General features: G+C 64.5%; 19 protein-coding genes and 1 tRNA gene. 6 read left to right on the forward strand and 14 right to left on the reverse strand.

Going from position 1 to position 20922, the window contains the following annotated elements; genetic code table 11:
• Positions 1-4: 4 nt before the first annotated feature.
• Together glyQ and JY500_RS17175 are read right to left on the reverse strand one after the other, a co-directional pair.
• On the reverse strand, positions 5-973 hold the full coding sequence (gene glyQ / locus JY500_RS17170) for a glycine--tRNA ligase subunit alpha (protein WP_206253940.1): 969 nt from the start codon (positions 971-973) through the stop codon (positions 5-7).
• A gap of 95 nt (positions 974-1068) precedes the next feature.
• Positions 1069-1467 (reverse strand): TerB family tellurite resistance protein, encoded by a 399-nt coding sequence (locus JY500_RS17175; RefSeq protein ID WP_172196695.1) that lies wholly within the window; start codon positions 1465-1467, stop codon positions 1069-1071.
• 197 nt (positions 1468-1664) lie between these two features.
• On the opposite strand from JY500_RS17175, the gene JY500_RS17180 reads away from it, so the two are divergent.
• Positions 1665-2975 carry an MATE family efflux transporter gene (locus JY500_RS17180; RefSeq protein ID WP_281391224.1) on the forward strand — a complete coding sequence of 437 codons (1311 nt, stop codon included), beginning with the start codon at positions 1665-1667 and terminating at the stop codon, positions 2973-2975.
• 122 nt (positions 2976-3097) lie between these two features.
• The gene (locus tag JY500_RS17185) at positions 3098-3637 is read left to right on the forward strand and encodes an NADPH-dependent FMN reductase (protein ID WP_206253942.1); all 540 of its coding nucleotides are present in this window, start codon (positions 3098-3100) and stop codon (positions 3635-3637) included.
• Positions 3638-3702: 65 nt separating this feature from the next.
• On the opposite strand, the gene pap is transcribed toward JY500_RS17185, so the two are convergent.
• The 8 genes from pap to JY500_RS17225 form a co-directional block, all read right to left on the reverse strand.
• Positions 3703-5184: a polyphosphate:AMP phosphotransferase gene (pap, locus tag JY500_RS17190; RefSeq protein WP_206253943.1), complete on the reverse strand. Its 1482-nt coding sequence runs from the start codon at positions 5182-5184 to the stop codon at positions 3703-3705.
• Positions 5185-5271: 87 nt separating this feature from the next.
• Complete coding sequence (locus tag JY500_RS17195) at positions 5272-6276, reverse strand: carboxylesterase family protein (protein ID WP_206253944.1); 1005 nt, start codon at positions 6274-6276, stop codon at positions 5272-5274.
• 48 nt (positions 6277-6324) lie between these two features.
• Positions 6325-7785 carry an apolipoprotein N-acyltransferase gene (lnt, locus tag JY500_RS17200; RefSeq protein ID WP_206253945.1) on the reverse strand — a complete coding sequence of 487 codons (1461 nt, stop codon included), beginning with the start codon at positions 7783-7785 and terminating at the stop codon, positions 6325-6327.
• A 75-nt stretch (positions 7786-7860) separates the two neighbouring features.
• Positions 7861-8703, reverse strand: coding sequence for a CorC family transporter (locus tag JY500_RS17205; RefSeq protein WP_206253946.1), 843 nt, complete (start codon positions 8701-8703; stop codon positions 7861-7863).
• A gap of 122 nt (positions 8704-8825) precedes the next feature.
• Positions 8826-9518: an rRNA maturation RNase YbeY gene (ybeY, locus tag JY500_RS17210; RefSeq protein ID WP_172196681.1), complete on the reverse strand. Its 693-nt coding sequence runs from the start codon at positions 9516-9518 to the stop codon at positions 8826-8828.
• Positions 9484-10461: a PhoH family protein gene (locus JY500_RS17215; RefSeq protein WP_374403539.1), complete on the reverse strand. Its 978-nt coding sequence runs from the start codon at positions 10459-10461 to the stop codon at positions 9484-9486. The genes ybeY and JY500_RS17215 overlap by 35 nt, the downstream gene beginning before the upstream one ends.
• The gene (gene miaB, locus JY500_RS17220) at positions 10461-11798 is read right to left on the reverse strand and encodes a tRNA (N6-isopentenyl adenosine(37)-C2)-methylthiotransferase MiaB (protein WP_206253947.1); all 1338 of its coding nucleotides are present in this window, start codon (positions 11796-11798) and stop codon (positions 10461-10463) included. The genes JY500_RS17215 and miaB overlap by 1 nt, the downstream gene beginning before the upstream one ends.
• A 54-nt stretch (positions 11799-11852) precedes the next feature.
• On the reverse strand, positions 11853-12191 hold the full coding sequence (locus JY500_RS17225) for a hypothetical protein (protein WP_206253948.1): 339 nt from the start codon (positions 12189-12191) through the stop codon (positions 11853-11855).
• Positions 12192-12305: 114 nt separating this feature from the next.
• Between JY500_RS17225 and JY500_RS17230 the strand changes: the two genes are divergently transcribed.
• A tRNA-Met gene (locus JY500_RS17230) sits at positions 12306-12382 on the forward strand.
• 82 nt (positions 12383-12464) lie between these two features.
• On the opposite strand, the gene JY500_RS17235 is transcribed toward JY500_RS17230, so the two are convergent.
• From JY500_RS17235 to JY500_RS17250, 4 genes are all read right to left on the reverse strand, one after another.
• A complete protein-coding gene (locus JY500_RS17235; protein WP_206253949.1) occupies positions 12465-13550 on the reverse strand; it encodes a tyrosine-type recombinase/integrase in 1086 nt (361 codons plus the stop codon).
• Entirely contained in the window at positions 13547-13858 is a 312-nt protein-coding gene (locus tag JY500_RS17240; RefSeq protein WP_206253950.1) for a helix-turn-helix domain-containing protein, read from the reverse strand. Before JY500_RS17240 ends, JY500_RS17235 begins: the two co-directional genes overlap by 4 nt.
• A 513-nt stretch (positions 13859-14371) precedes the next feature.
• On the reverse strand, positions 14372-14923 hold the full coding sequence (locus tag JY500_RS17245; RefSeq protein ID WP_206253951.1) for a hypothetical protein: 552 nt from the start codon (positions 14921-14923) through the stop codon (positions 14372-14374).
• Positions 14924-14969: 46 nt separating this feature from the next.
• Positions 14970-15203, reverse strand: coding sequence for a hypothetical protein (locus JY500_RS17250; protein ID WP_206253952.1), 234 nt, complete (start codon positions 15201-15203; stop codon positions 14970-14972).
• A gap of 725 nt (positions 15204-15928) precedes the next feature.
• Here JY500_RS17250 and JY500_RS17255 point away from each other — a divergent pair.
• Genes JY500_RS17255 through JY500_RS17265 form a run of 3 tightly spaced genes read left to right on the forward strand, consistent with a single transcriptional unit; the run spans position 15929 to position 20828 of the window.
• On the forward strand, positions 15929-16585 hold the full coding sequence (locus JY500_RS17255; protein WP_206253953.1) for a TetR/AcrR family transcriptional regulator: 657 nt from the start codon (positions 15929-15931) through the stop codon (positions 16583-16585).
• Entirely contained in the window at positions 16582-17679 is a 1098-nt protein-coding gene (locus JY500_RS17260; RefSeq protein WP_172204764.1) for an efflux RND transporter periplasmic adaptor subunit, read from the forward strand. Before JY500_RS17255 ends, JY500_RS17260 begins: the two co-directional genes overlap by 4 nt.
• Positions 17676-20828, forward strand: coding sequence for an efflux RND transporter permease subunit (locus tag JY500_RS17265; RefSeq protein ID WP_172204766.1), 3153 nt, complete (start codon positions 17676-17678; stop codon positions 20826-20828). Before JY500_RS17260 ends, JY500_RS17265 begins: the two co-directional genes overlap by 4 nt.
• The last annotated feature ends 94 nt before the right edge of the window (positions 20829-20922 follow it).

Consider the following 20922-nt stretch of genomic DNA (forward strand, 5'->3'; position numbering starts at 1 on the left):
TCGCTTACGCGCGGCGGGCAGCGAGCTCGGCGCGAACGGCTTCAATGCGCTGGCATTCGTCTTCGCCCAGCAGCGCACGCAGCTTCGGGTCGTCGAGCTTGGCCATCGGGAAGCCGAGGCGATCGCGCGAGGCGAGGTAGGCCTGCGCAACCAGGCGCGAGTTGGCACGGATGCGGCCGATGTAGGCGGCACGCTCGGTGACCGAAATCGCGCCACGCGCATCGAGCATGTTGAAGGTGTGCGCGCTCTTCAAGGCCATCTCGTAGCCCGGCAGCGCGAGGCCGGCGTCGATCAGGCGCTTGGCTTCGGACTCGTAGTTGGCGAACTGGCTGAAGAGGAAGTCGACGTTCGAGTGCTCGAAGTTGTAGGTCGACTGCTCGACCTCGTTCTGGTGATACACGTCGCCGTAGGTCACGCCCGGCGTCCACACCAGGTCGTAGACGTTCTCGCAGTCCTGCAGGTACATCGTCAGGCGCTCGAGACCGTAGGTGATCTCGCCCAGCACCGGCTTGCATTCGAGGCCGCCGACCTGCTGGAAGTAGGTGAACTGCGTGACTTCCATGCCATCGAGCCAGACTTCCCAGCCGAGGCCCCAGGCACCCAGCGTCGGGTTTTCCCAGTCGTCCTCGACGAAGCGGATGTCGTGTTCGTTGGTGTTGATGCCCAGTGCGCGCAGCGACTCGATGTAGAGCTCCTGGATCGCGAGCGGCGACGGCTTCAACACCACCTGGTACTGGTAGTAATGCTGCAGGCGGTTGGGGTTCTCGCCGTAGCGGCCGTCCTTGGGGCGGCGCGAAGGCTGCACATATGCGGCGTTCCACGGCTCGGGGCCGATCGCCCGCAGGAAGGTGGCGGTGTGGCTGGTGCCGGCGCCGACCTCCATGTCGTAGGGTTGCAGCAAGGCACAGCCGTGTTCGCTCCAGAACTTCTGGAGACGCAGGATCACTTCCTGAAAGGTGGGTTTCACGCTCATGGGTCCAGGGCGGCCGAACCGCCGGATCGGGGCAAAAGCGCGATTTTACAGGGTTCGCGGGTTCCGGCGCCCTGATTATTGGCAAACCCCCGGAACTACTCCGACAGCGCGTCGATCGACAGGCCCCAGCGCTGCATCAGTTGCCGCAGCAAGCGCTGCTCGCCAACGGTGACCCGCCCGTCCGACTTGGCCATCACGAGAATCGCGGAACACACGGTTCGGCGCAGCGCCGGGCGTGTGATATCGGCGGCGAGCCGGTCGATGCGCGCGTCTTCGAGCAGATGCACGCGCGACTGCTCGGCCTCGTCGACCAGGTCGCGGCAGCAATCGAGCAGCACCTGGACGAATTCGTCGCGCGACAAGCCCACCGCGTCGTGGATCATGTGCTGGTCGATCAGCGCGATCTCGCTCTCGTGCAGCTTGCCGTCGGCGAGGATGGCGAGGCTGATCAGGCGCGCTGCGGCCTGCGGGCTGTTGGCGGGGTAACTGCGCATACGGGTGCGATCTCCATGCTTCGATTGCGATTCGCAACAGCGTAGCGCGGTTTCCGCCCGTTCGCTGCGCGCCGGCGATACAAGCCGGATACAGCGGGCGGCTACACTGCCGCCTTTGCCAGCCTCGGTTCCTCACGCATCGCCTGCCCCGCTTCCTGTCCGAATCCCGCCAACTGCTGCGCCTTACTGGCCCGCTGGTGGCCGCGCAGATGGTGTACATCCTGATGGGTTTGATGGACACCGTGATGGCTGGCCACGCCGGGGCCGAAGACCAGGCGGTGGTGGGGCTGGGCGTGGCGCTGTGGGCGCCGGTGTTCCTGTCCCTGCTCGGCATCTCGCAAGCGCTGAGCCCGGTTGTGGCACATCATCACGGTGCGGGAGACAAGACCGGCATCATCGCCGACACCCGCGAAGGGCTGTGGCTTGCCGGCATTTCGGGGGTCATTCCCTTCCTGCTGATGCCGGCAGTGCCCGCTGTGCTGGCAGCCGCGCAGATCGAGGCGGGGCTGGCGGCCAAGGTCACACAGTTCCTGTGGGGCATCGTACTGGGCCTGCCCGCTGCACTGCTGACGCGCACGCTGGGCTTCTACTCCGCCAGCATCAACCACACACGCCCGCTGATGGTGTTCGGCGCGCTCGGACTCGCCGTCAACTTCTTCCTCAACTGGGTACTGATCTACGGTCACCTTGGTCTGCCTGCACTGGGCGGGGTCGGCTGCGGCTGGGCGACCGGCATCGGCATGTGGGCCGGTCTGGCGATGATGGCGCTGTACACCGCGCAGGCACGCATCTACCGCGAGGTCTTCCTGTGGCACGGCTGGAGCTGGCCGCACTGGCCGCGGCAGAAGAATCTGCTCAAGCTCGGGCTGCCGATGGGCGCGGCAATGCTGGCCGAAGTGTCCGCGTTCGCTGGCGTGGCACTTTTGATTGGCCGCTTCGGTGCGGTGCAGATCGCCGCGCACCAGGTCGCGCTGAACTTCGCGTCACTGGTGTTCATGTTGCCGCTGGGGCTTTCCACCGCCATCTCGATCCGCGTCGGCCAGGCGCTCGGCGGCGGCGATCCGCGCGGCGCGCGTTTCATCGCGTGGAGCGGCGTGCTGATCGGGCTGCTGATCGCGGCTGCGATGGTGCCCGTGGTGTTGCTCGGGCGCGAAGCGATCGTCGCGCTCTACACACCGGACGCTGCCGTGCAGGCAATCGCCTCCACGCTGCTGCTGTTCGCCGCAGTGTGGCAGTTTTCGGATGCCACACAGGTCTGCGCGGTCGGCGCGCTGCGGGGCTACAAGGTCACGATGATGCCGATGTGGCTGATGATCGGTGCGTTCTGGCTGATCGCGATCCCGCTCGGTGCGCGACTCGGCTACCACGGCCTCGACGCCTACCCGGTCACCGGCGTGTATGGTTTCTGGATCGGCCTGGTCGTGGGTCTCACGCTGGTCGCGTTGGGGCTGGCGCTCACGCTGCGTAGCGTCGCACGCCACCGCATCGCGGATCACGCGGCAATCTGAAATCGTCTCGCACAGGGGAGTCGCCGGAACCCGGCGGGTCTATGCTGGTCATTGATGCTGCGCCTGCGCGTTGCAGGCGGCACCAAGTCCACCCCGCGATATCCCACGCACGGAGACCTCCCATGAACGTACTCGGCATCTGCGGCAGCCTGCGCCGCCAATCGCGCAACAAGGGCCTGCTTCGCTACGCGGTCGCGAATGCACCGGCGGACATGACGGTCGAGGTCGCCGACCTCTCCGCAATGCCGTTCTACAACGCCGACATCACGGAGCGCCCGGCCGCGGTGGAAGCACTTTTCGCGCAGATGGCTGCGGCCGACGCCCTGCTGCTGGTATGCCCCGAGTACAACTATTCGATGGCGCCGGCCCTGAAGAACGCACTCGACTGGGCGTCGCGCGAACCGGACAACCGGCTGCTTGCGGGCAAGGCCTGCGCGATCATGGGCGCCGGCGGTGGCATGGGCACCTCGCGCGCCCAATACCATTTGCGGCAGAGCTGCGTGTTCCTCGATCTGCATCCGCTCAACAAGCCGGAAGTGTTCGCCAATGCCTTCTCCGACAGCTTTGACGCGGACGGCAATCTCGTCGACAAACGCATCCAGGACCTGATCGTGGCGCAGCTCACCGCGCTGCAAGCCCACGCCGCCCGCTTCAAGGGCTGACACCCGGCAAAATGAAAACGGCGCACGTCGTTGCCGTGCGCCGTTGGCTATTGGTATCGCGGCGATCAGAGGCCGAGTTCTTTCTCCAGGCGCTGGCACACCGTCTTCAGCACCTTGATGCGCGCGTGCTTCTTGTCGTTGGCCTCAACCAGCGTCCAGGGCGCCTGGCCGGTGCTGGTGCGGTCCACCATGTCGCACACCGCTTCGCGGTAGGCATCCCACTTGTCGCGGTTGCGCCAGTCTTCTTCGGTGATCTTGAAACGCTTGAAGTCGGTCGCCTCGCGTTCGTTGAAGCGGCGTAGCTGCTCGTCGGCGTCGATTTGCAGCCAGAACTTCACGACGATCACGCCAGCCACGTCGAGCGCGTGCTCGAAGTCGTTGATTTCCGCATAGGCACGCAGCCAGTCGGCCTCGGCACAGAAGCCTTCCACCCGCTCGACCAACACCCGGCCGTACCAGGTGCGATCGAAGATCGTGATCCGACCCTTGCGCGGCACATGGCGCCAGAAGCGCCACAGGTAGGGCTGCGCACGCTCTTCATCGGTTGGCGCAGCGACCGGCACGATCTGGAACTGGCGCGCGTCGATCGCCGCCGTCACGCGCCGGATCGCGCCGCCTTTGCCAGCGGCGTCCGACCCTTCGAACGCAAGCACCAGCGCGCGGTTGCGAAACTTCGGGTGGCGCACCAGCTCCGACAAACGCCCCTGCCACTTCGCGAGCTGGCGTTCGTAGGTGTCCTTCTCGATCTGCTTGCTCAAATCCAGTGCAGTCAGCACATCACGACCGTCGATGCGCGGCGGAATCGGCGGCGCCACCGGGTAGTGCTGCGGCGTATCGTTGGCCAGGCGGTACTTCAGCGCCTCCAGCAGCGCCTTGCCGACGCGCAGATTGCGGTAGTTGTCGTCGGAGCCATCCACCACGATCCACGGCGCCCAGGGCGTGTTGGTGATACGCAGCACATGGCCGGCGACGTCGATCAGCTCATCGTGCGTCTTGAGCCGCGACCAGCTCTCCTTCGTCACCCGCCAGGCGGTGCGCGGGTCGGACTCGAGTTTTTCGAAGCGCGCACGCTGCGCCTTCTTCGAGAGATGGAACCAGAACTTCAGCACCAACGCGCCTTCGTTGGCGAGCATGCCCTCGAAGCGGTTGATGCGCGCCATCTCGTGATCCGTCTCATCGGCCGTCAGCTTGCCGTCAATGCGATCGGCGATCGGGCTGGAATACCACGAGCCGGCGAAGACGCCGATGCGCCCCTTGGGCGGCAGGGAGCGCCAGTAGCGCCACATGTGGGGGCGATCGCGCTCTTCATCGGTGGGCTCGCTGAACGCGAGGGTCGAGAGGAAGCGCGGATCCAGCCACTCGTAGAGCTGGTTGATCGTCTCGCTCTTGCCACCGCCATCGACGCCGGAGATCAGCAGCATCACCGGGAATTTGCCCGCTTCGCGCAGTTCGAACTGCACGTTGAGCAGCTCCACCCGCAGCGCTTCGACCTCCTTGCGGAAGGTCTTGTTGTCAATGCTGTGACCGAGTTCTGCCGATTCGAACATGGTGAAGCCCCCCTCAAGCGCCACGCTGCACGATGGAAAATCCTGACGAGCATACGCCCGCCGCGAAATACTCAGGGCTGATACGGCTCAAGCGCCGGCTTCGCGCAACACACCCATCCCCGGAAGCTCCAGGCGCCGTTTGCCGCGCACGCGGCTCAAGCGAACCAGCATCGTGCCGACGAAGCAGCCGGCCTGCGCAGGCAGCAGCAGGTCCGTCACCCCTGAAGGCTGCCAGCGCACCCGCAGGCGATCGCCTTCGGCCGACAACTCGGCGCCACTGCCGCGCCCACCGACGTAGCGCCCCGCCCAAGCGCTCGCTTCGCCGGGCGGTGTCGTGGCAACGGCAGTGCACTGCTGCGCGAACAACCAGGACCAGAACTGCGGCGTGTCGCGGTAAGTCGCAGTCCAGCTATCGTGCCCGACACCTGGCATCCAGACGCAGCGCACATCAGCCCCGACCGCCTGCATCACCGATTCGACGCGATGACCGAACTCGATCGGCACGATGTCATCGGCGTCGCCATGCGCCACCCACACCGGCACACCACGCAATGAGGCCAGGGCCGCCTGCCAGGCATCCAGAGCGCCGAGCGGCAGCTTGTAGAAACGGCTCATGCCGTCGTTCGGAAAGCCGCCCGCAATCGGCGCAATCGCGGCGAAGCGGCCCGGAAAAGCCGCCGCCATCGCGAGGCTGCCCATCGCCCCCATCGAGAGCCCAGTGAGGTAGACACGCGTGGCATCGACCCTGCAACTCGCCTGCACGCAGCGCATCACGGCATCGACATAGTCCGGGTGCCACATCTGGTTCTCCGGCGTCTGCGGTGCCACCACGATTGCTGGCAGCTTCACGCCACCATCGATCAGCGCACCGACGCCCTGACTGCGCACCCGCGCGAGGTCGTCACCCCATTCACCCCGGCCATGCAGAAACACCACCAGCGGCCACGCCCGCTGCGGGTCGGCGCCGTAGCCTTCGGGCAGCGCAAGCAGGAAATGGTGGCCGAACTCGCTGGCGAACGCGGGGGGCAATTCGCGGGCCTGCCAGGCGCCCTCGCAGGCATGCTGGATCGGCAGTACGGTGTCGCTGGGCATGGCGCGCTCCATCAGAAATCCGGCGCCATTATCCCGCGATGCGGCGCCTCAGGTGCGGCGCCGTTGGACTGCAGCCAAGCCCAGCAGGATCAGCGCAACGCTGACAATTGCCCAGTTGCCAACGCGCGCATACGGCGTCATGCCGCGGTAGCCGCGCACTTCGGCGTGCAGCACGCCGCGCGTGAAGGCCGGCAACACGGCATCGACGTGGCCGTTCGGCGCAATCACCGCGGTCATGCCGGTGTTGGTGGCGCGCAGCATCGGGCGGCCGGTCTCCAACGCGCGCATGCGGGCGATCTGCAGATGCTGCGGCTGGGCGTGCGATTCACCGTACCACGCCAGGTTGCTCATGTTGAGCATCAGGCTTGCGTCGGGCAGCGAGGCAATCAGCTCCTCGCCGAACACGTCTTCATAGCAGATGTTCACGGCGACCTTCTGGCCCGCCAGATCAAGCGGCGCGCCGGTTCGGCCACGACTCTGGTCCGACATCGGGATGTTCGCGAGCTTGTAGAACCAGCCGAACAGCGGCGGCGAATATTCGCCAAAGGGCACCAGATGCCGCTTGCTGTAGCTTTGTGGCGCGGCTTCGCCCATGGTGACGGCACTGTTGAAGATATGCCCCTCGGCGTCGCGCGTGAACACGCCCAGCACACCCGCCGCGCCCTGCGCGCGCAGGCTGTCTGCGACGGCCGCGAGGTACTCCGGCGGCACATGTTCGAGCAGCATCGGCAGCGTCGTTTCCGGCATCACCACGATCTGCCCACGCGCCTCGCGCAGCACGTCGAGGTTGGCGCGCAGCACGGTTTCGAAGCGCTCGCGGTCCCACTTCATGTCTTGCGGTATGTTGGTCTGCACCAGCGCCACCTTCACCGGCGCACCGAAGGCCTCGGTCCAGACCACCTGCGCGAGGCCGAAACCGGCCAGCGCGATCGCGGCAGCGCTCGCAGAGGCAGCAACGCGTGCGCCAGCGCGCCAGCCAAACACCAGCGCAGCAGTGAACGCCATCAGCACGAAGCCAAGGCCATACACGCCAAGCACTGGCGCATAGCCGGCAAGCGGGCTCGGCGGCGTCTGCGAATAGCCGATTGCAAGCCACGGGAAGCCGGTGAACAGCCAGCTGCGCGTCCATTCCAGCAGCGCCCAGGCCGCCGCGACGAGTGCGGCATCAACAGCCCAGTGGCCGCTGCGCAAACGGGCGAACAGGTAACCGGCAAGCGCGGGAAAGGAGGCCATGAACGCCGCGAGCAGCCCGATCGCGAGCATCGCAAGCGGCAAGGGCATCCCACCGAAGCGGTGCAGCGCCACCATCAACCAGCCGATACCGGCGAAGAACGCGCCCCAACCCCAGCACCAGCCAAGCCAGGCCGCACGGCGCGGCGGCGCCGTTCGCCACACCCAAACCAGCGCGCCCAGCGCGGGCAGCATCAGTGGGAAAAGGTTGAAGGGCGCGTAGGCGAGTACCGAAAGAGCGCCCGCCAGAGCAAGCAGCAGCGGTAGGAAACGGTTCATGGATTCGCTGGATGCGCGCCGGGCGCCATCACTTGGCGCCCGGCTTGGTTCAGAAAGCGGCGTGCGGCGAGAAGCTCAGCCGCCCACCGCATGCGTGTCGGGTACGCGTTCCACCAGCAGCGTGTAGACGCGCCGGCTGTCGGCGCGCAACACCTGGAAGCGGAAGCCTTCGTGCTCGACCACTTCGTTGCGCGTTGGCAGGCGCCCGAGCAAATGGATCACGAGGCCGCCGATGGTCTTGTAGTCCTCGTGCGGCCAATCGGTGGCGAAGGCCTCGTTGAAGGCCTCGACCTCGGTTGTCGCCTTCACGCGGTAACGGCCGACCTGGTCGGCGATGATGTTGCCGGCATCTTCGTCGAAATCGTATTCGTCCTCGATGTCGCCAACGATCTGCTCAAGCACGTCCTCGATCGTGATCAGCCCGGCGACGCCGCCGTACTCGTCCACGACAATCGCCATGTGGTTGCGGCTGACGCGGAATTCGCGCAGCAGCACATTGAGACGCTTGGACTCAGGAATGAAGACGGCCGGCCGCACCAGCTCGCGCAACCCAACCGGCTGGCCCGCAAAGTAGCGCAGCAGATCCTTGGCGAGCAGCACGCCGATCACATCATCACGGTTCTCGCCAATCACCGGGAAGCGGGAGTGGCCCGCCTCGATCGCAAACGCGGCGACCTTGTCGAGCGGGTCATCGACATGCACGACATCCATCTGCGTGCGCGGGATCATGACGTCCTGCACCTGGATGTCTGCGACACCGAGGGCGCCCTCGAGGATCGTAAGGACGTCGGCATCGAAGATATTGCGTTCGTAGGCCGCGTGAAGCAGGTCGAGCAGTTCGCCGCGGTCTTCGGGTTCGCGCGTCATCAGCGCGGAGAGTCGTTCGAGCAGAGTCGGCCGACTACTGGAAGGTTCCATAAAAGGAAGGGTGAGTGGTTAGGGGCAAACTGTCGGTACTGCCCGGCAGCTTGCCGCTGACCGCTCCCCGCATAGTGTGCCGCGGGGGCAAGACACCCCCGCAGCGGGTTTTTCAAGGCCGATCAGGCCGCATAGGGATCAGGATAGCCCAGCGCCGCAAGGATTTCGCGCTCGACCGACTCCATTTCCTCGGCATCGTCGTCATTTTCGTGATCCCAGCCCTGCAGATGCAGCGCCCCGTGCACGATCATGTGTGCGGCGTGCGCTTCGAGGGTTTTGCCCTGCTCCTTCGCTTCGCGCTGCACGACCGGCCAGCACACGACGAGGTCGCCAACGATCAGCGGCTCTTCGGTGTAGGGGAAGGACAGCACGTTGGTCGCGTAGTCCTTTCCGCGGAACTCAAGGTTCAGCGCCTTGCTCTCGGCCTCGCCGACGAAGCGCACGGTGATCTCGGCGTCGGTGCCCAGCGCGGCGGATATCCACTCGCGAACCGCAGCCTTGGACGGCAGGCCCTTCTTCTCGTCCTTGCCGAGTTCCTTCTGCACGGTGAGTTCCAGGTCGTGTTCGGCCGCGTCGGCCTCGCCTTCCTGTTCAGCCACCGCCAGCACATGCAGGGTCGCGAGGTTAGCCGCGCCCGGTTGCACCAGCATGACAGGCAGCCCCGTTTCCGCATGCGCTTCGATCGCGAGGTCACCCATATCACCGGGCGGGAAGGCGAGGCGCAGGTAACGGCCGTCGGTGAGCGGGATCTCGATCGAGGCAACCTCGATCTCGCGGCGCTTACCCTTGGCGTTCAGGACGGTGATGGTCTTCATGGTTTTGCTCCGCGGCGTCTTTTTCGTAGGCTGCGACGATGCGCGCCACCAACGGATGGCGCACCACGTCTTCTTTCTGGAAACGGGTCGTGCCAATGCCGCGCACCCCCGTAAGGATCCGGGTCGCCTCCGAGAGGCCACTCTTGTGGCCGCGCGGCAGGTCGATCTGTGTGATGTCGCCGGTGATCACCGCCTTGGAGCCGATGCCCATGCGGGTCAGGAACATCTTGATCTGCTCCGGCGTGGTGTTCTGTGCCTCATCGAGGATGATGAACGCGTGGTTCAGCGTACGCCCGCGCATAAAGGCGAGCGGCGCGATCTCGATGCACTGGCGCTCGAAGAGCTTCGCCACGCGATCGAAGCCCATCAGGTCGTAGAGCGCGTCGTACAGGGGCCGCAGGTAAGGGTCGACCTTCTGCGCCAGATCGCCGGGCAAGAAGCCGAGACGCTCGCCCGCCTCCACAGCGGGCCGCGTCAGCACGATGCGCTCGACCTGCTGGCGCTCGAAGGCATCGACTGCGCAAGCGACGGCAAGATAGGTCTTGCCGGTACCGGCCGGGCCGATGCCAAAGGTGATGTCGTGTTCCTGGATGTTGCGGATGTACTCGGTCTGCCGCGGCGTGCGGCCGTGCAGGTCGCCCTTCCGGGTTAGCAAACCCGTCGCGGGCTGCATCGCCTGCGAGGTGTTGTTGAGTTCGACCATGCCGAGCTGGATGTCCTCGATGGTCAGCTCCTCATCGGCCCGCTCGTACAGGAAGTTGATCGCACGCGCAGCAAGCCGCGCCTGGGCGACGTCACCGCGCAAGGCAAAGCGTTCGCCGCGACGGGCAATGGCTACGTCGTATGCGGCTTCGATCTGGCGGATGTTCTCGTCGAGCGGCCCGCACAGCTTCGCAAGGCGATCGTTGTCGAGCGGGTTGAGCGAGATCTCGATCGGTTTCATCAGCTGGCGATCACCACTTCGCCACGCAGCGAGTGCGGCAGCGCGGAGACGATCTTCACATTGATGAAGTGGCCAATCTGGCGCGGGTTGCCGGCGAAATTCACGATCCGGTTGTTATCGGTGCGGCCGGCGAGCTCTTCGGCATTCTTGCGCGACGCCCCTTCGACGAGGATGCGCTGCACCGTGCCGACCATGCGCTGCGAGTGCTCGGCGTACTGCTCGTCGATGCGCTTCTGCAGCCGTGCCAGCCGCGCGAGCTTGAGCTCCTGCGGCGTGTCGTCCGCCATGTCGGCCGCCGGCGTACCGGGGCGCGGGCTGTAGACGAAGCTGAAGCTGCCGTCGAAACCGATATCGTCGATCAGCTTCATCGTCGCCTCGAAATCGGCTTCGGTTTCACCGGGGAAGCCGACGATGAAGTCCGAGGTCAGCGACAAATCCGGCCGCGCCGCGCGCAGCTTGCGCACGATCGACTTGAACTCGAGCACCGAGTAGCCACGCTTCATTGCGGCGAGCACACGGTCGGAGCCGCTCTGAACCGGCAGGTGCAGTTGCGACACGAGCTTCGGCAGTTTGGCGTAGGCCTCGAACACCCGCGGCGTCATCTCGCGGGGATGCGAAGTCGTGTAGCGGATGCGCTCGATGCCCGGCAGATCGTGCACGCATTCGAGCAGGAAGGCGAAGTCGCCCATCTCGTCGCTGCCCTTGGTCAGCGGCGCGCGCCAGGCGTTCACGTTCTGACCGAGCAGCGTCACCTCCTTCACGCCTTGCGCGGTGAGGCCGGCGATCTCGGTGAGGATATCGTCGAGCGGGCGCGACACTTCCTCGCCCCGCGTGTAGGGCACGACGCAGAAGGTGCAGTACTTCGAGCAGCCTTCCATGATCGACACGAAGGCGCTCGCACCCTCAACGCGCGCCGGCGGCATCGAATCGAACTTCTCGATCTCGGGGAAGCTGATGTCCACCTGGGCGCGACCGCTTTCCTTGCGCTGCGCGATCAGGTTGGGCAGGCGATGCAAGGTCTGCGGCCCGAACACCACATCCACATACGGTGCGCGCTCGACGATGGCAGCGCCTTCCTGGCTCGCCACGCAGCCACCAACACCGATGATCAGATTCGGATTCAACTGCTTCAGATGCTTGACCCGGCCGAGGTCGTGGAACACCTTCTCTTGCGCTTTCTCGCGCACCGAGCAGGTGTTGAAGAGGATCACGTCCGCCTCTTCCGGGTTATCGGTTTTCACCAGCGTTTCGTTGGCGCCCAGCACGTCGGCCATCTTGTCCGAGTCGTACTCGTTCATCTGGCAGCCAAACGTACGGATATAAAGCTTCTTGGTCATTGCAACACCCTGCGCGCCACCGTCGGGCCGTCCGGCCCGGAACGTGACACGCGATCAACTCTGGTCAATTTCTTCGGCGGAGAGGATCCACACCCGCCATACCGCGCCTTGGCTGTCGAACTGCACCCGGACACGCAGACGCATGTCGCCAACAAGGTTGGCCGGCAGTACGAGCAAGTTACTTTGATCGCGGACCTGCAAGCCCGGCGCCACCGAGAAACTCTGGTTGCGCTCGAACAGCAGCAGCACGCGCGTCCCGAAGGTCATCGTGCTGCCATCGAAGGCCTTGAGCGTCGTGACCTGGCTGTCGACCGGGAACTGCCGCGGCGCGCCGGCCCAAGCCGAACCCCAGACAAACAGCCCCACCATCAAAGCCATCATCGTTCGCAGCATCGGATTTCCTTAGGCCCACAAGGGGGCGGCGAATCAAAACAAGGACTTGCGCGGATTATAGCCCAAGCAACGCTTGACCCAGCTTTTCGACCGCGCTATATTTGCGGGCTGCGCGGTGATGTAGCTCAGATGGTTAGAGCGATGGATTCATAACCCATAGGTCGGCGGTTCGACTCCGCCCATCACCACCAACGAATTCAAGCGATCAGTGCTTACTGTGCCAGCAAAATCCGCCGCCTTGTGCCGATTTTGTGCCAACCAAAGCATTGTCTTCTAGCGACGGCCCTCTGGGCCGTTTGCTTTTTCTGCCTCGTCCCAGAGCGCATCCAGCATTTCCGCGACCTTCCTCAGCGGCTCCAGCTCCGCCCACACATAGCGGAACATCGCGTTCGTCCGATCCTCCTGCTGCCATGCTCCAAGTGCCTTGATATGGCGATCGTGTGCGCCCAGCGAACCTAGCCAGGTCGCAAACGAGCGGCGAAGGTCGTGCATCTTGAAGTCGGTTACACCCGCCTTCTCACAAGCGCGGTAGAACGATGACTCATTGATCTCGCCGATTCGCCGGCCACGATACGTGAAGACGAAGTCCTCGTGTTTGCCGACCTGCCGGTTCATCGCTGCCCATGCCGTCCGGTTCAGCGGGATCGCCAGATCAATCTCGGACTTCATCACTGACGCCGGCAGCTGCACAGCTCGGCGCTCCCAATCCACCCAGCGCCACCGCAATTGCAGGATCGCACCGAGCCGGATACCGGTCATCACCGCAAACACAATGATGTCCGCGAGGTGATCCGGCGCACAACGCGCAATCCGGCACACATTTGCCGGTGACTCGACCCGGCGCCTTTTGTTGCTCACCTTGTAGAACTTGAAGCTTGGCACGTGATCGACCCAACCCCACTCCGTCTTGGCCGTGTTCAACACGCGGCGCACGACATCGAGGTAGTGATTCAGGGTGGCGGGCTTGAGCGGCTTGGGTGGCAACGTCCTGCCCGGCTGGCGGGCCTGTGCGGCAAGCCGATCGGCTGCAAGCTGCGTCATCACGCCCTGCATCTTTTCGCGAGTGATTTCCGATGCTCGCAAGTTCCCGGCGTACGGCAGCAGTATTGAAAGCCGCACCAGGTCGCTCTGGATCGAACGGTTATCCATCTTCTCGTCCAGCCAGCGAGCAGCCAGATCGCCCCACAGACGATCCGGCCGCTCGCCGAGCACATCGGCCTTCCAGCATGTGAGCTTGAGCGCAGTCTCATACTGTTCCGCGGCCTTGCGATCGCTCGTCTGACAGCTCCGCCGTATGCGCTCCCCCGCAGGGGTCGTGAATCGGCACCAGTAAACAGAACCTCGCAGGAAGACGCTCATAACGCACGCCCGGAAGCGCCGCGAGAGAGCTCGGCCCGACGGCGCATTACGCGCTTCGCTACATCAGAAAATCGGCGCTCGACTTCGGCGTACGAAAGCGACCCGCGGTCTTGGTCAGGAGCATCCGAGCCCACCAGCTCTCTGCGTGCGTTCGTGGACGGCCTCGCGCCCTGTAGATGGCGCATCAGCTCGGCGCGCGAAAATCGCCAACCGCCAATCTTCCAGGCGGGCACGACACCCAATTTGGCTTTGCGCCGCAACGTCTCAGGCGAAACTTTCAGAAGCGCGGCGGCGTCACGCAGATCCATGCAGTCAGACACCTCTGAATCTCGCCACGGCTGCATCGCGCCATGCATTTTATTGTCTCCCAAAGCCCCTCCTTCTAATACATCAAATAGTCGCTGCCCAAGCGTAACGGTGCGTGAGCTCGGAATTGCCTTTCAGTCACAGCCATTTCGGCGCTGTCTCTGACATAAATCCGTGTCACGCGGCCTCCATGATCAGCAAGTAAAACGTCACCCGCCGTGCGTGGCCCGATACTTGGAATTCTGCCGCTGGTGCCTCGCGATCTAAGGGCCGGCAAGGTCATGCGGCTGCGTGCATTTCATGGTCGCAGCGCTGTGGGGCGGGCCTCATCTCCGCCAAGCCAGCACAGCCCCATGCAGAGCACTTGCCTCTTTAGCGCACCATGACAACTTAGGTGAAGACGCTTTCGCCGATCTGCTCGTCAGACGCACGCAAATTGGCGATGAGTTCGCGCTTTGCGCACGAGGGCTCGGAAATCCGAGGGCCACTCTCGCTCCGCGCCCGATGCGCGGCGATCAGAAATCCCAGTCGCCCTCTTCGCCGGAAGTGTCGACGGGCATGACCGCTCGAACCGGCTTGTCGATCAGACTTGCGAGCTCATCAATGCTCGCCACCGGCGACGCCTTAAGCACCAAGGCATACTTCCTGAGCAGATGCAGCAGGGTCGCGTACGAGCCGGCATACGCGCCGGTGATCGATTTCCTTTTGTGGCCAAGCTCACTGCTGACCTGCACTCGTGCTTTGTCGAGGCGCTCAATCTCGTCGAGGTCTTCGACATCAAAAACCGCCCAGCGGGTGGCGCGCATGGCCTCCAACGCCTGCCGCAGCTCGCCCTCCTGCTCGTATTGCCGCGACTCCAGAACGTCGCCAATGGCGAGAAGATGGCCCATGACTTTCACCGGCGACTCCATGCCGCCTTCTATCGACAAGATGCGGTCGTGGTAGTACTGGTGACGCAGGCCGTGCAACGTCACACCCAAACCTTTCCTCGTGATACCGCAGCTCGCGCAGACACGCCGGAATTTGTCGATCGCCGCCTTCTTCGACAAACCCATGCTGCGCATCACCGCGTCGTCATCCTTGCGGCAGAAGCGCGACGCATAGGCGATCGCATCAATCTGTCGCTGCGACGAGATCGGTATGAAACGCTCGCGCCCCCCCCTTGCTGCCCCAGCCGCGCTCACGGATCCACACCATTTGCATGCCGCGCCGCTCGATCAGCGCAATCCGCGGCCTGAAGCAAACCGCTTCGGCGCGTCGTAAGCCGAGGGTGTGGATCAGCGCGACCAGTGCCTTGGCCCAAGGCGCTCGCGCCCCCACTTTTTCGATGACCTCTTCGGCATTCACGCCGCAGGCATCCCAAGCCCTGTCGACTGTGGCGACAAGGGAGCGACGAGTCTGCGCCCCGGGCGATTCAGAGTGTGTTGGGCCTGCTGCTTACAAGCCGAGGCTGGGTGCACGGCGTCGTGACTGGATTGCTTCTACTGGTGGTCGCACAGGTCGTCATCGACCACTTTTCGGAGCAAAGGGCCACCCAGTACCTCGCAGCGCTTCCGCGAACTGCGGGAACTGCCCAAGAGGCCTGAGGAGTCGGCGGCCGCTTCGGATGCGGCTTAAGTTCCGCTTCGGGTCGAGCCCTGCCCTTAACCTGCGATCTTCGTCTGACCGCTTACAGCCTTTAGCCGCAATCGCCCCCACGCAGATTGCGCCCACTGCGGTTCGCTGGGCGCATCCGTTCCGCGAGTCTCGTCGTTCGCCCAACGAGCCAGACGCCGACTGGCTCGTTTGCACCTTTAATTCGGCTGGATATCCGTAACTCCACTCGCATTCATTAATGCATTTGCCATTCCCATCGAAACCCCAAGAATCGCCGCGAACCGCACCAGTACTGGGGCGCTCTTTGCAACTATTTTGCCCGCAGGGTTTTCGCCGTTTGCACCTTTATTGGCGCGTTTGCACCTTTAGTAGGACGTACCACGCAGATTGGGTTTGACTCTTCCTGCGAGGCATGCTTAATTACTGACTGGTTAGTCATTTTTGCCACGCATGAAGCGCGGCCTTTATCCGAGTCCATGAGCGCTGTTCCCAAGACATCCGAGCCGCTGCGACAGCGGCGCAAGCAAGCCCGACCGAGCGAGCTATCCGCTGCGGCGCTGGAGCTCTTTGTTGAAAAGGGCTTCGCCGCCACGCGTCTGGATGAGATCGCTGCGCGCGCAGGCGTATCCAAGGGCACGCTGTACCTCTACTTCGACAGCAAGGAAGCGCTGTTCACCGCAGTCATCCGCGACGGCATCCTGCCCTTGATCGAATCGGCCGAGGCGCAGCTCTCCGGCATGCTGGACGATCCGGAAGGCATGCTGCGCGCGATCCTGTTTGCGTGGTGGGACAACGTCGGCGCCACACCGCTCGGCGGTATCCCGAAACTGATGATCGCCGAGGCGATGAACTTTCCCGATGTCGCGCGCTTTTACCACCAGAACGTGATCGAGCGCGGCCGGCGGATGGTGGAGGCAGCGATCACCCGCGGCATCGAACGCGGCCTCTTCCGCCCGGTCAATTTGGAGCAGACGGTATCCCTGTTCTTTGTGCCGGCCATGCACATCGCAGTTTGGCGACATTCACTTGCGTTCTGCGAGGCTTGCCAGCAGGACCCGCGAGAATTCCTAGAAAACTTCCTGCAGATCTTCTTGCGCGGCCTTCGCGCCACCGAGAAAGGAACCCCCGAATGAGAGAGAGTTTTGTTGGGGCGCTCACGGGCGTCCTCGGACTGACGCTGGCCGCCTGCTCCCACGAGGCGCCTCCGCAGCCTGCCCCGCGCGCCGCGGTTGTGCGCACGGTGGGCCTCGGTGATACGGCGCAGCTGGCTGTCTATGCCGGCGAAGTGCGCGCACGCCATGAGATCGACCTCGCATTCCGCGTTGGGGGCAAGGTGCTCGAACGCAATGTCACCCTCGGTAGCCGCGTGAAGAAGGGCGACTTGCTCGCCCGCATCGACCCGCAGGATGTGGAATTGAACGCCGAGGCCGCCAAGGCGCAGGTCGTCGCCGCCTCCGCAGACCTGGCGCTGGCGAAGGCGGAGTTCGATCGCAGCAAGGCGCTCAGCGATCAGCACTTCATCAGTGGCTCGGTACTCGACCAGAAGCGAGCCGCCCTGCTCGCGGCGCAAGCACGCCTGCAACAGGCCCGCGCCCAAGCGGACGTGGCCAGCAACCAATCGGGCTATTCGCGCCTCGTGGCGGATCGTGACGGTGCGATCACGGCAACGCCGGTCGAAGCCGGCCAGGTCGTCGCCGCCGGGCAAACGGTGCTGCGCATCGCCGCATCGAACGAGCGTGAAGTGTTGATCTACGTACCGGAACAACGCATCGCCGGCATCAAGACCGGCACGCCGGTTGGCGTACGCCCTTGGGCGGCCCAGGATCAGGTGTTCGAGGGCGCCGTGCGGGAAGTGGCTGCCGCCGCCGACACGACAACCCGAACCTACGCGGTTCGCATCTCGGTGCCGCGTGCGGACGACAAGCTCGCGCTTGGCGCCACCGCCGCGGTGGCGTTCCCGACACAGCAGAAGTCGAGCATCGTGCTGCCCCACGGCGCGCTGATCCAGAAGTCCGGCGCCCCCAGCGTCTGGGTGGTGAGTGCCGACGGCACCCTGCAACCGCGCAGCGTGAAGGTCGGCGCCTGGCGGGAAGACGGCGCCCTGATCGAGAGCGGCCTCGCGAATGGCGACCGCGTCGTGGTTGTCGGCGCCCATCGCCTGGCGGCCGGCGACAAGGTCAAGCCGGTGCCCGACAACACGCCCGTTGCCCTGGATAGCCAGCGATGAAGCGCTTCAACCTCTCTGACTGGGGCCTGCGCCATCAAGCGCTGGTGCTCTATCTGATGGTGGTGCTGACGCTCGTCGGCGTGATCGCCTATACCAAGCTCGGGCAGTCGGAAGACCCGCCCTTCACCTTCAAGGTGATGGTGGTGCGCACGAACTGGCCCGGTGCCAGCGCGACCGAAGTCGAGCAGCAGGTCACCGACAAGCTGGAGAAGAAGATCCAGGAACTCGGCGCGACCGACTTCATCCGCAGCTACTCCAAGCCGGGTGAGTCGCTGATCTTCCTGATCTTCAAGGACTCAATGCCTTCGACCAAGATGTCGGAGATGTTTTACCAGGTGCGCAAGCGCGTCGGCGACATCCGCTACACCTTGCCCGCTGGCGTGCAGGGCCCGTACTTCAACGACGAGTTCGGCGACACCTTCGGCAACATCTTCGCGCTGGTCGGGGAAGGCATGAGCTACGCCGACCTGAAGCGCTATGGCGATACGATCCGCGGCGAACTGCTCAAGGTGCCGGACGTCGCGAAGGTCGAGTTCTTCGGCGAGCAGGAGCAGCGCGTCTACATCGAATTCTCGAACCTGAAGCTCGCGACGCTGGGCCTCGATGTTCGTACCGTTGTCGACGCCATCGTCGGCCAGAACGCGAAGGCCGCGGCGGGCTATTACGAACTGGTGGACGAGCGCATCTTCCTGCGCCCCACCGGCCAGTTCGAGAACCTCGATACGATCCGCGAGCTGCCGATACGTGCGGGCGGACGCAGCTTCCGCCTGGGCGACGTGGCCGAGGTCAAACGCGGCTACATCGATCCGCCCAGCAACAAGATGCGCTTCATGGGCCACGAAGCCTTCGGCATCGGTGTCGCGATGCGCAGCGGCGGCGACATCATCGCGCTGGGTCATCACCTTGACGAGGCGATCAAGCGTATCGACTCCCAGCTGCCGATTGGGGTGCGACTCGAACGCGTGGCGGACCAGCCGCATGCCGTGCAGCACGGGGTGCAGGAATTCGTGCGCTCACTGACCGAGGCGGTCGTGATCGTGCTGGCGGTGAGCCTGATCTCGCTTGGCCTGCGCACCGGCATCGTGGTCGCGATCTCGATTCCGGTCGTGCTCGCGATCACCTTCGTCTTCATGCATCAGCTTGAGATCGGCCTGCACAAGATCTCGCTCGGCGCACTGATCCTCGCGCTCGGCCTGCTGGTCGACGACGCGATCATCGCGGTCGAGATGATGGCCACGAAGATGGAACAAGGCTGGGACCGCGCCAAGGCGGCGAGCTTCGCCTACACCTCCACCGCGATGCCGATGCTCTCCGGCACCTTGGTCACCGCAGCGGGTTTCCTGCCGATCGCCACCGCGCAGTCCAGCACCGGTGAATACACCCGCTCGATCTTTCAGGTCACCGTCATTGCATTGATGGTGTCGTGGGTGGCGGCGGTGCTGTTCGTGCCCTACATCGGCTACCACCTGCTGCCCGACTTCGCCGCCGCGAACGGCAAGCCGAGTCGCTTCAACCGTTGGCTCGCGCGCTATGCGCCGGGTCTGGCTGCGCGCTTGCAGGCGCGCGCAGCGGCGCATCAGGGCATCCACGGCGAAGACGCGATCTACCACTCCGGCTTCTACCGCACTTTCCGCCGCGCAGTGGAATGGTGCGTGCGCTTCCGCTGGATCACCATCGGCGCGACGCTGGGCACCTTCGTGATCGCAATCTGGGGCTTCAAGTTCGTACCGCAGCAGTTCTTCCCCGACTCGACGCGGCCCGAACTGCTGATCGACCTGCGCCTCGCGCAGGGTGCCTCGTACCACGCGGCGGAGAATGCAGTGAAGCGGCTCGAAGCAGTACTGGCGAAGGAACCGGGCATCGAGAACTACGTTGCCTACGTCGGCACCGGCAGCCCACGCTTCTACCTGCCGCTTGACCAGCAACTGCCGCAAGCCAACTTCGCGCAGTTCGTCGTGCTGACGAAGGGCGCTGCCGAGCGCGAGGCCCTGCGCAGCAAGATGATTACGCTGTTCGAGCACGATTACGGCGAACTGCGCGCGTCGATCAACCGGCTCGAGAACGGCCCGCCAGTCGGGTTTCCGGTGCAGTTCCGCGTGAGCGGGCCGGACCACGCCGTGGCGCACAAGCTGGCCGACGAGGTCGCGCAGGTGATGCGCAAGAACCCGCAGCTTGCCAACGTGCAGAAGGACTGGGACGAAGCCTCCAAGGTCGTAAAGGTGCACGTCGACCCCGAGAAGGCGCGGCTGCTCGGGTTGTCGGTGCAGGACGTGGCGAACTTCCTCAACACTTCGGTGAACGGGCAGAACATCAGCGAGCTGCGCGAAGGCACCGAGACAATCCAGATCACGGTGCGCGGCGCACCGGTCGAGCGCGAACATCTCTCGCTGCTGTCGGAACTGATGCTGCCGACCGGCAGCGGGCGCGGCGTGCCGCTGACGCAGGTGGCCACGCTGGAATACAGCTTCGAGCCCGGCATTGTGTGGCGACGCGATCGGGTACCGACCGTGTCCGTGCGCGGAAACCTTTATGGCACCGTGCAGCCGGCCACCGTGACTGCCCAGCTCGAACCCGAGATCGCCAAGCTGCGCGCGAAACTGCCGCTCGGCTATCACATCGACGTCGGCGGCTCGGTGGAGGAAAGCGCCAAGGGCGGCAAGTCAGTCGCCGCCGGCATGCCGCTGTTCATCCTCGTCGTGCTGACGGTGCTGATGATCCAGCTGCAGAGCTTCTCTCGCGTCGCGATGGTGGTGCTGACCGCACCGCTCGGCATGATCGGGGTCACGGTATCCCTGCTCGCCTTCAACAAACCTTTCGGCTTCGTCGCGATGCTGGGCACCATTGCCCTGTCGGGCATGATCATGCGCAACTCGGTGATCCTTGTGGACCAGATCCGGCAAGACCTGCAAGCCGGTCGCACGCCGTGGGAAGCGATCATCGAATCCACCGTACGGCGCTTCCGCCCGATCATGCTGACGGCGGCAGCGGCGATCCTGGCGATGATCCCGCTCACGCGCAGCGCCTTCTTCGGGCCGATGGCGGTGGCGATCATGGGCGGCCTGGCGGTGGCAACCGTTCTGACGCTGCTCTTCCTGCCCGCGCTGTACGCCGCGTGGTACCGGATCGCGGCGCCGGCGGCAAAAAGCTAAGGGCGCTGTGTATCAAAGGTCACCGACAGCTACCAAACGTTACACAGGGCGGCCTCAGGGCCGCAGCCTGGGCTAGAATTGCAGGCTTAGAGCA

The organism is Niveibacterium microcysteis (assembly GCF_017161445.1).
Taxonomy (GTDB): Bacteria; Pseudomonadota; Gammaproteobacteria; order Burkholderiales; family Rhodocyclaceae; genus Niveibacterium; species Niveibacterium microcysteis.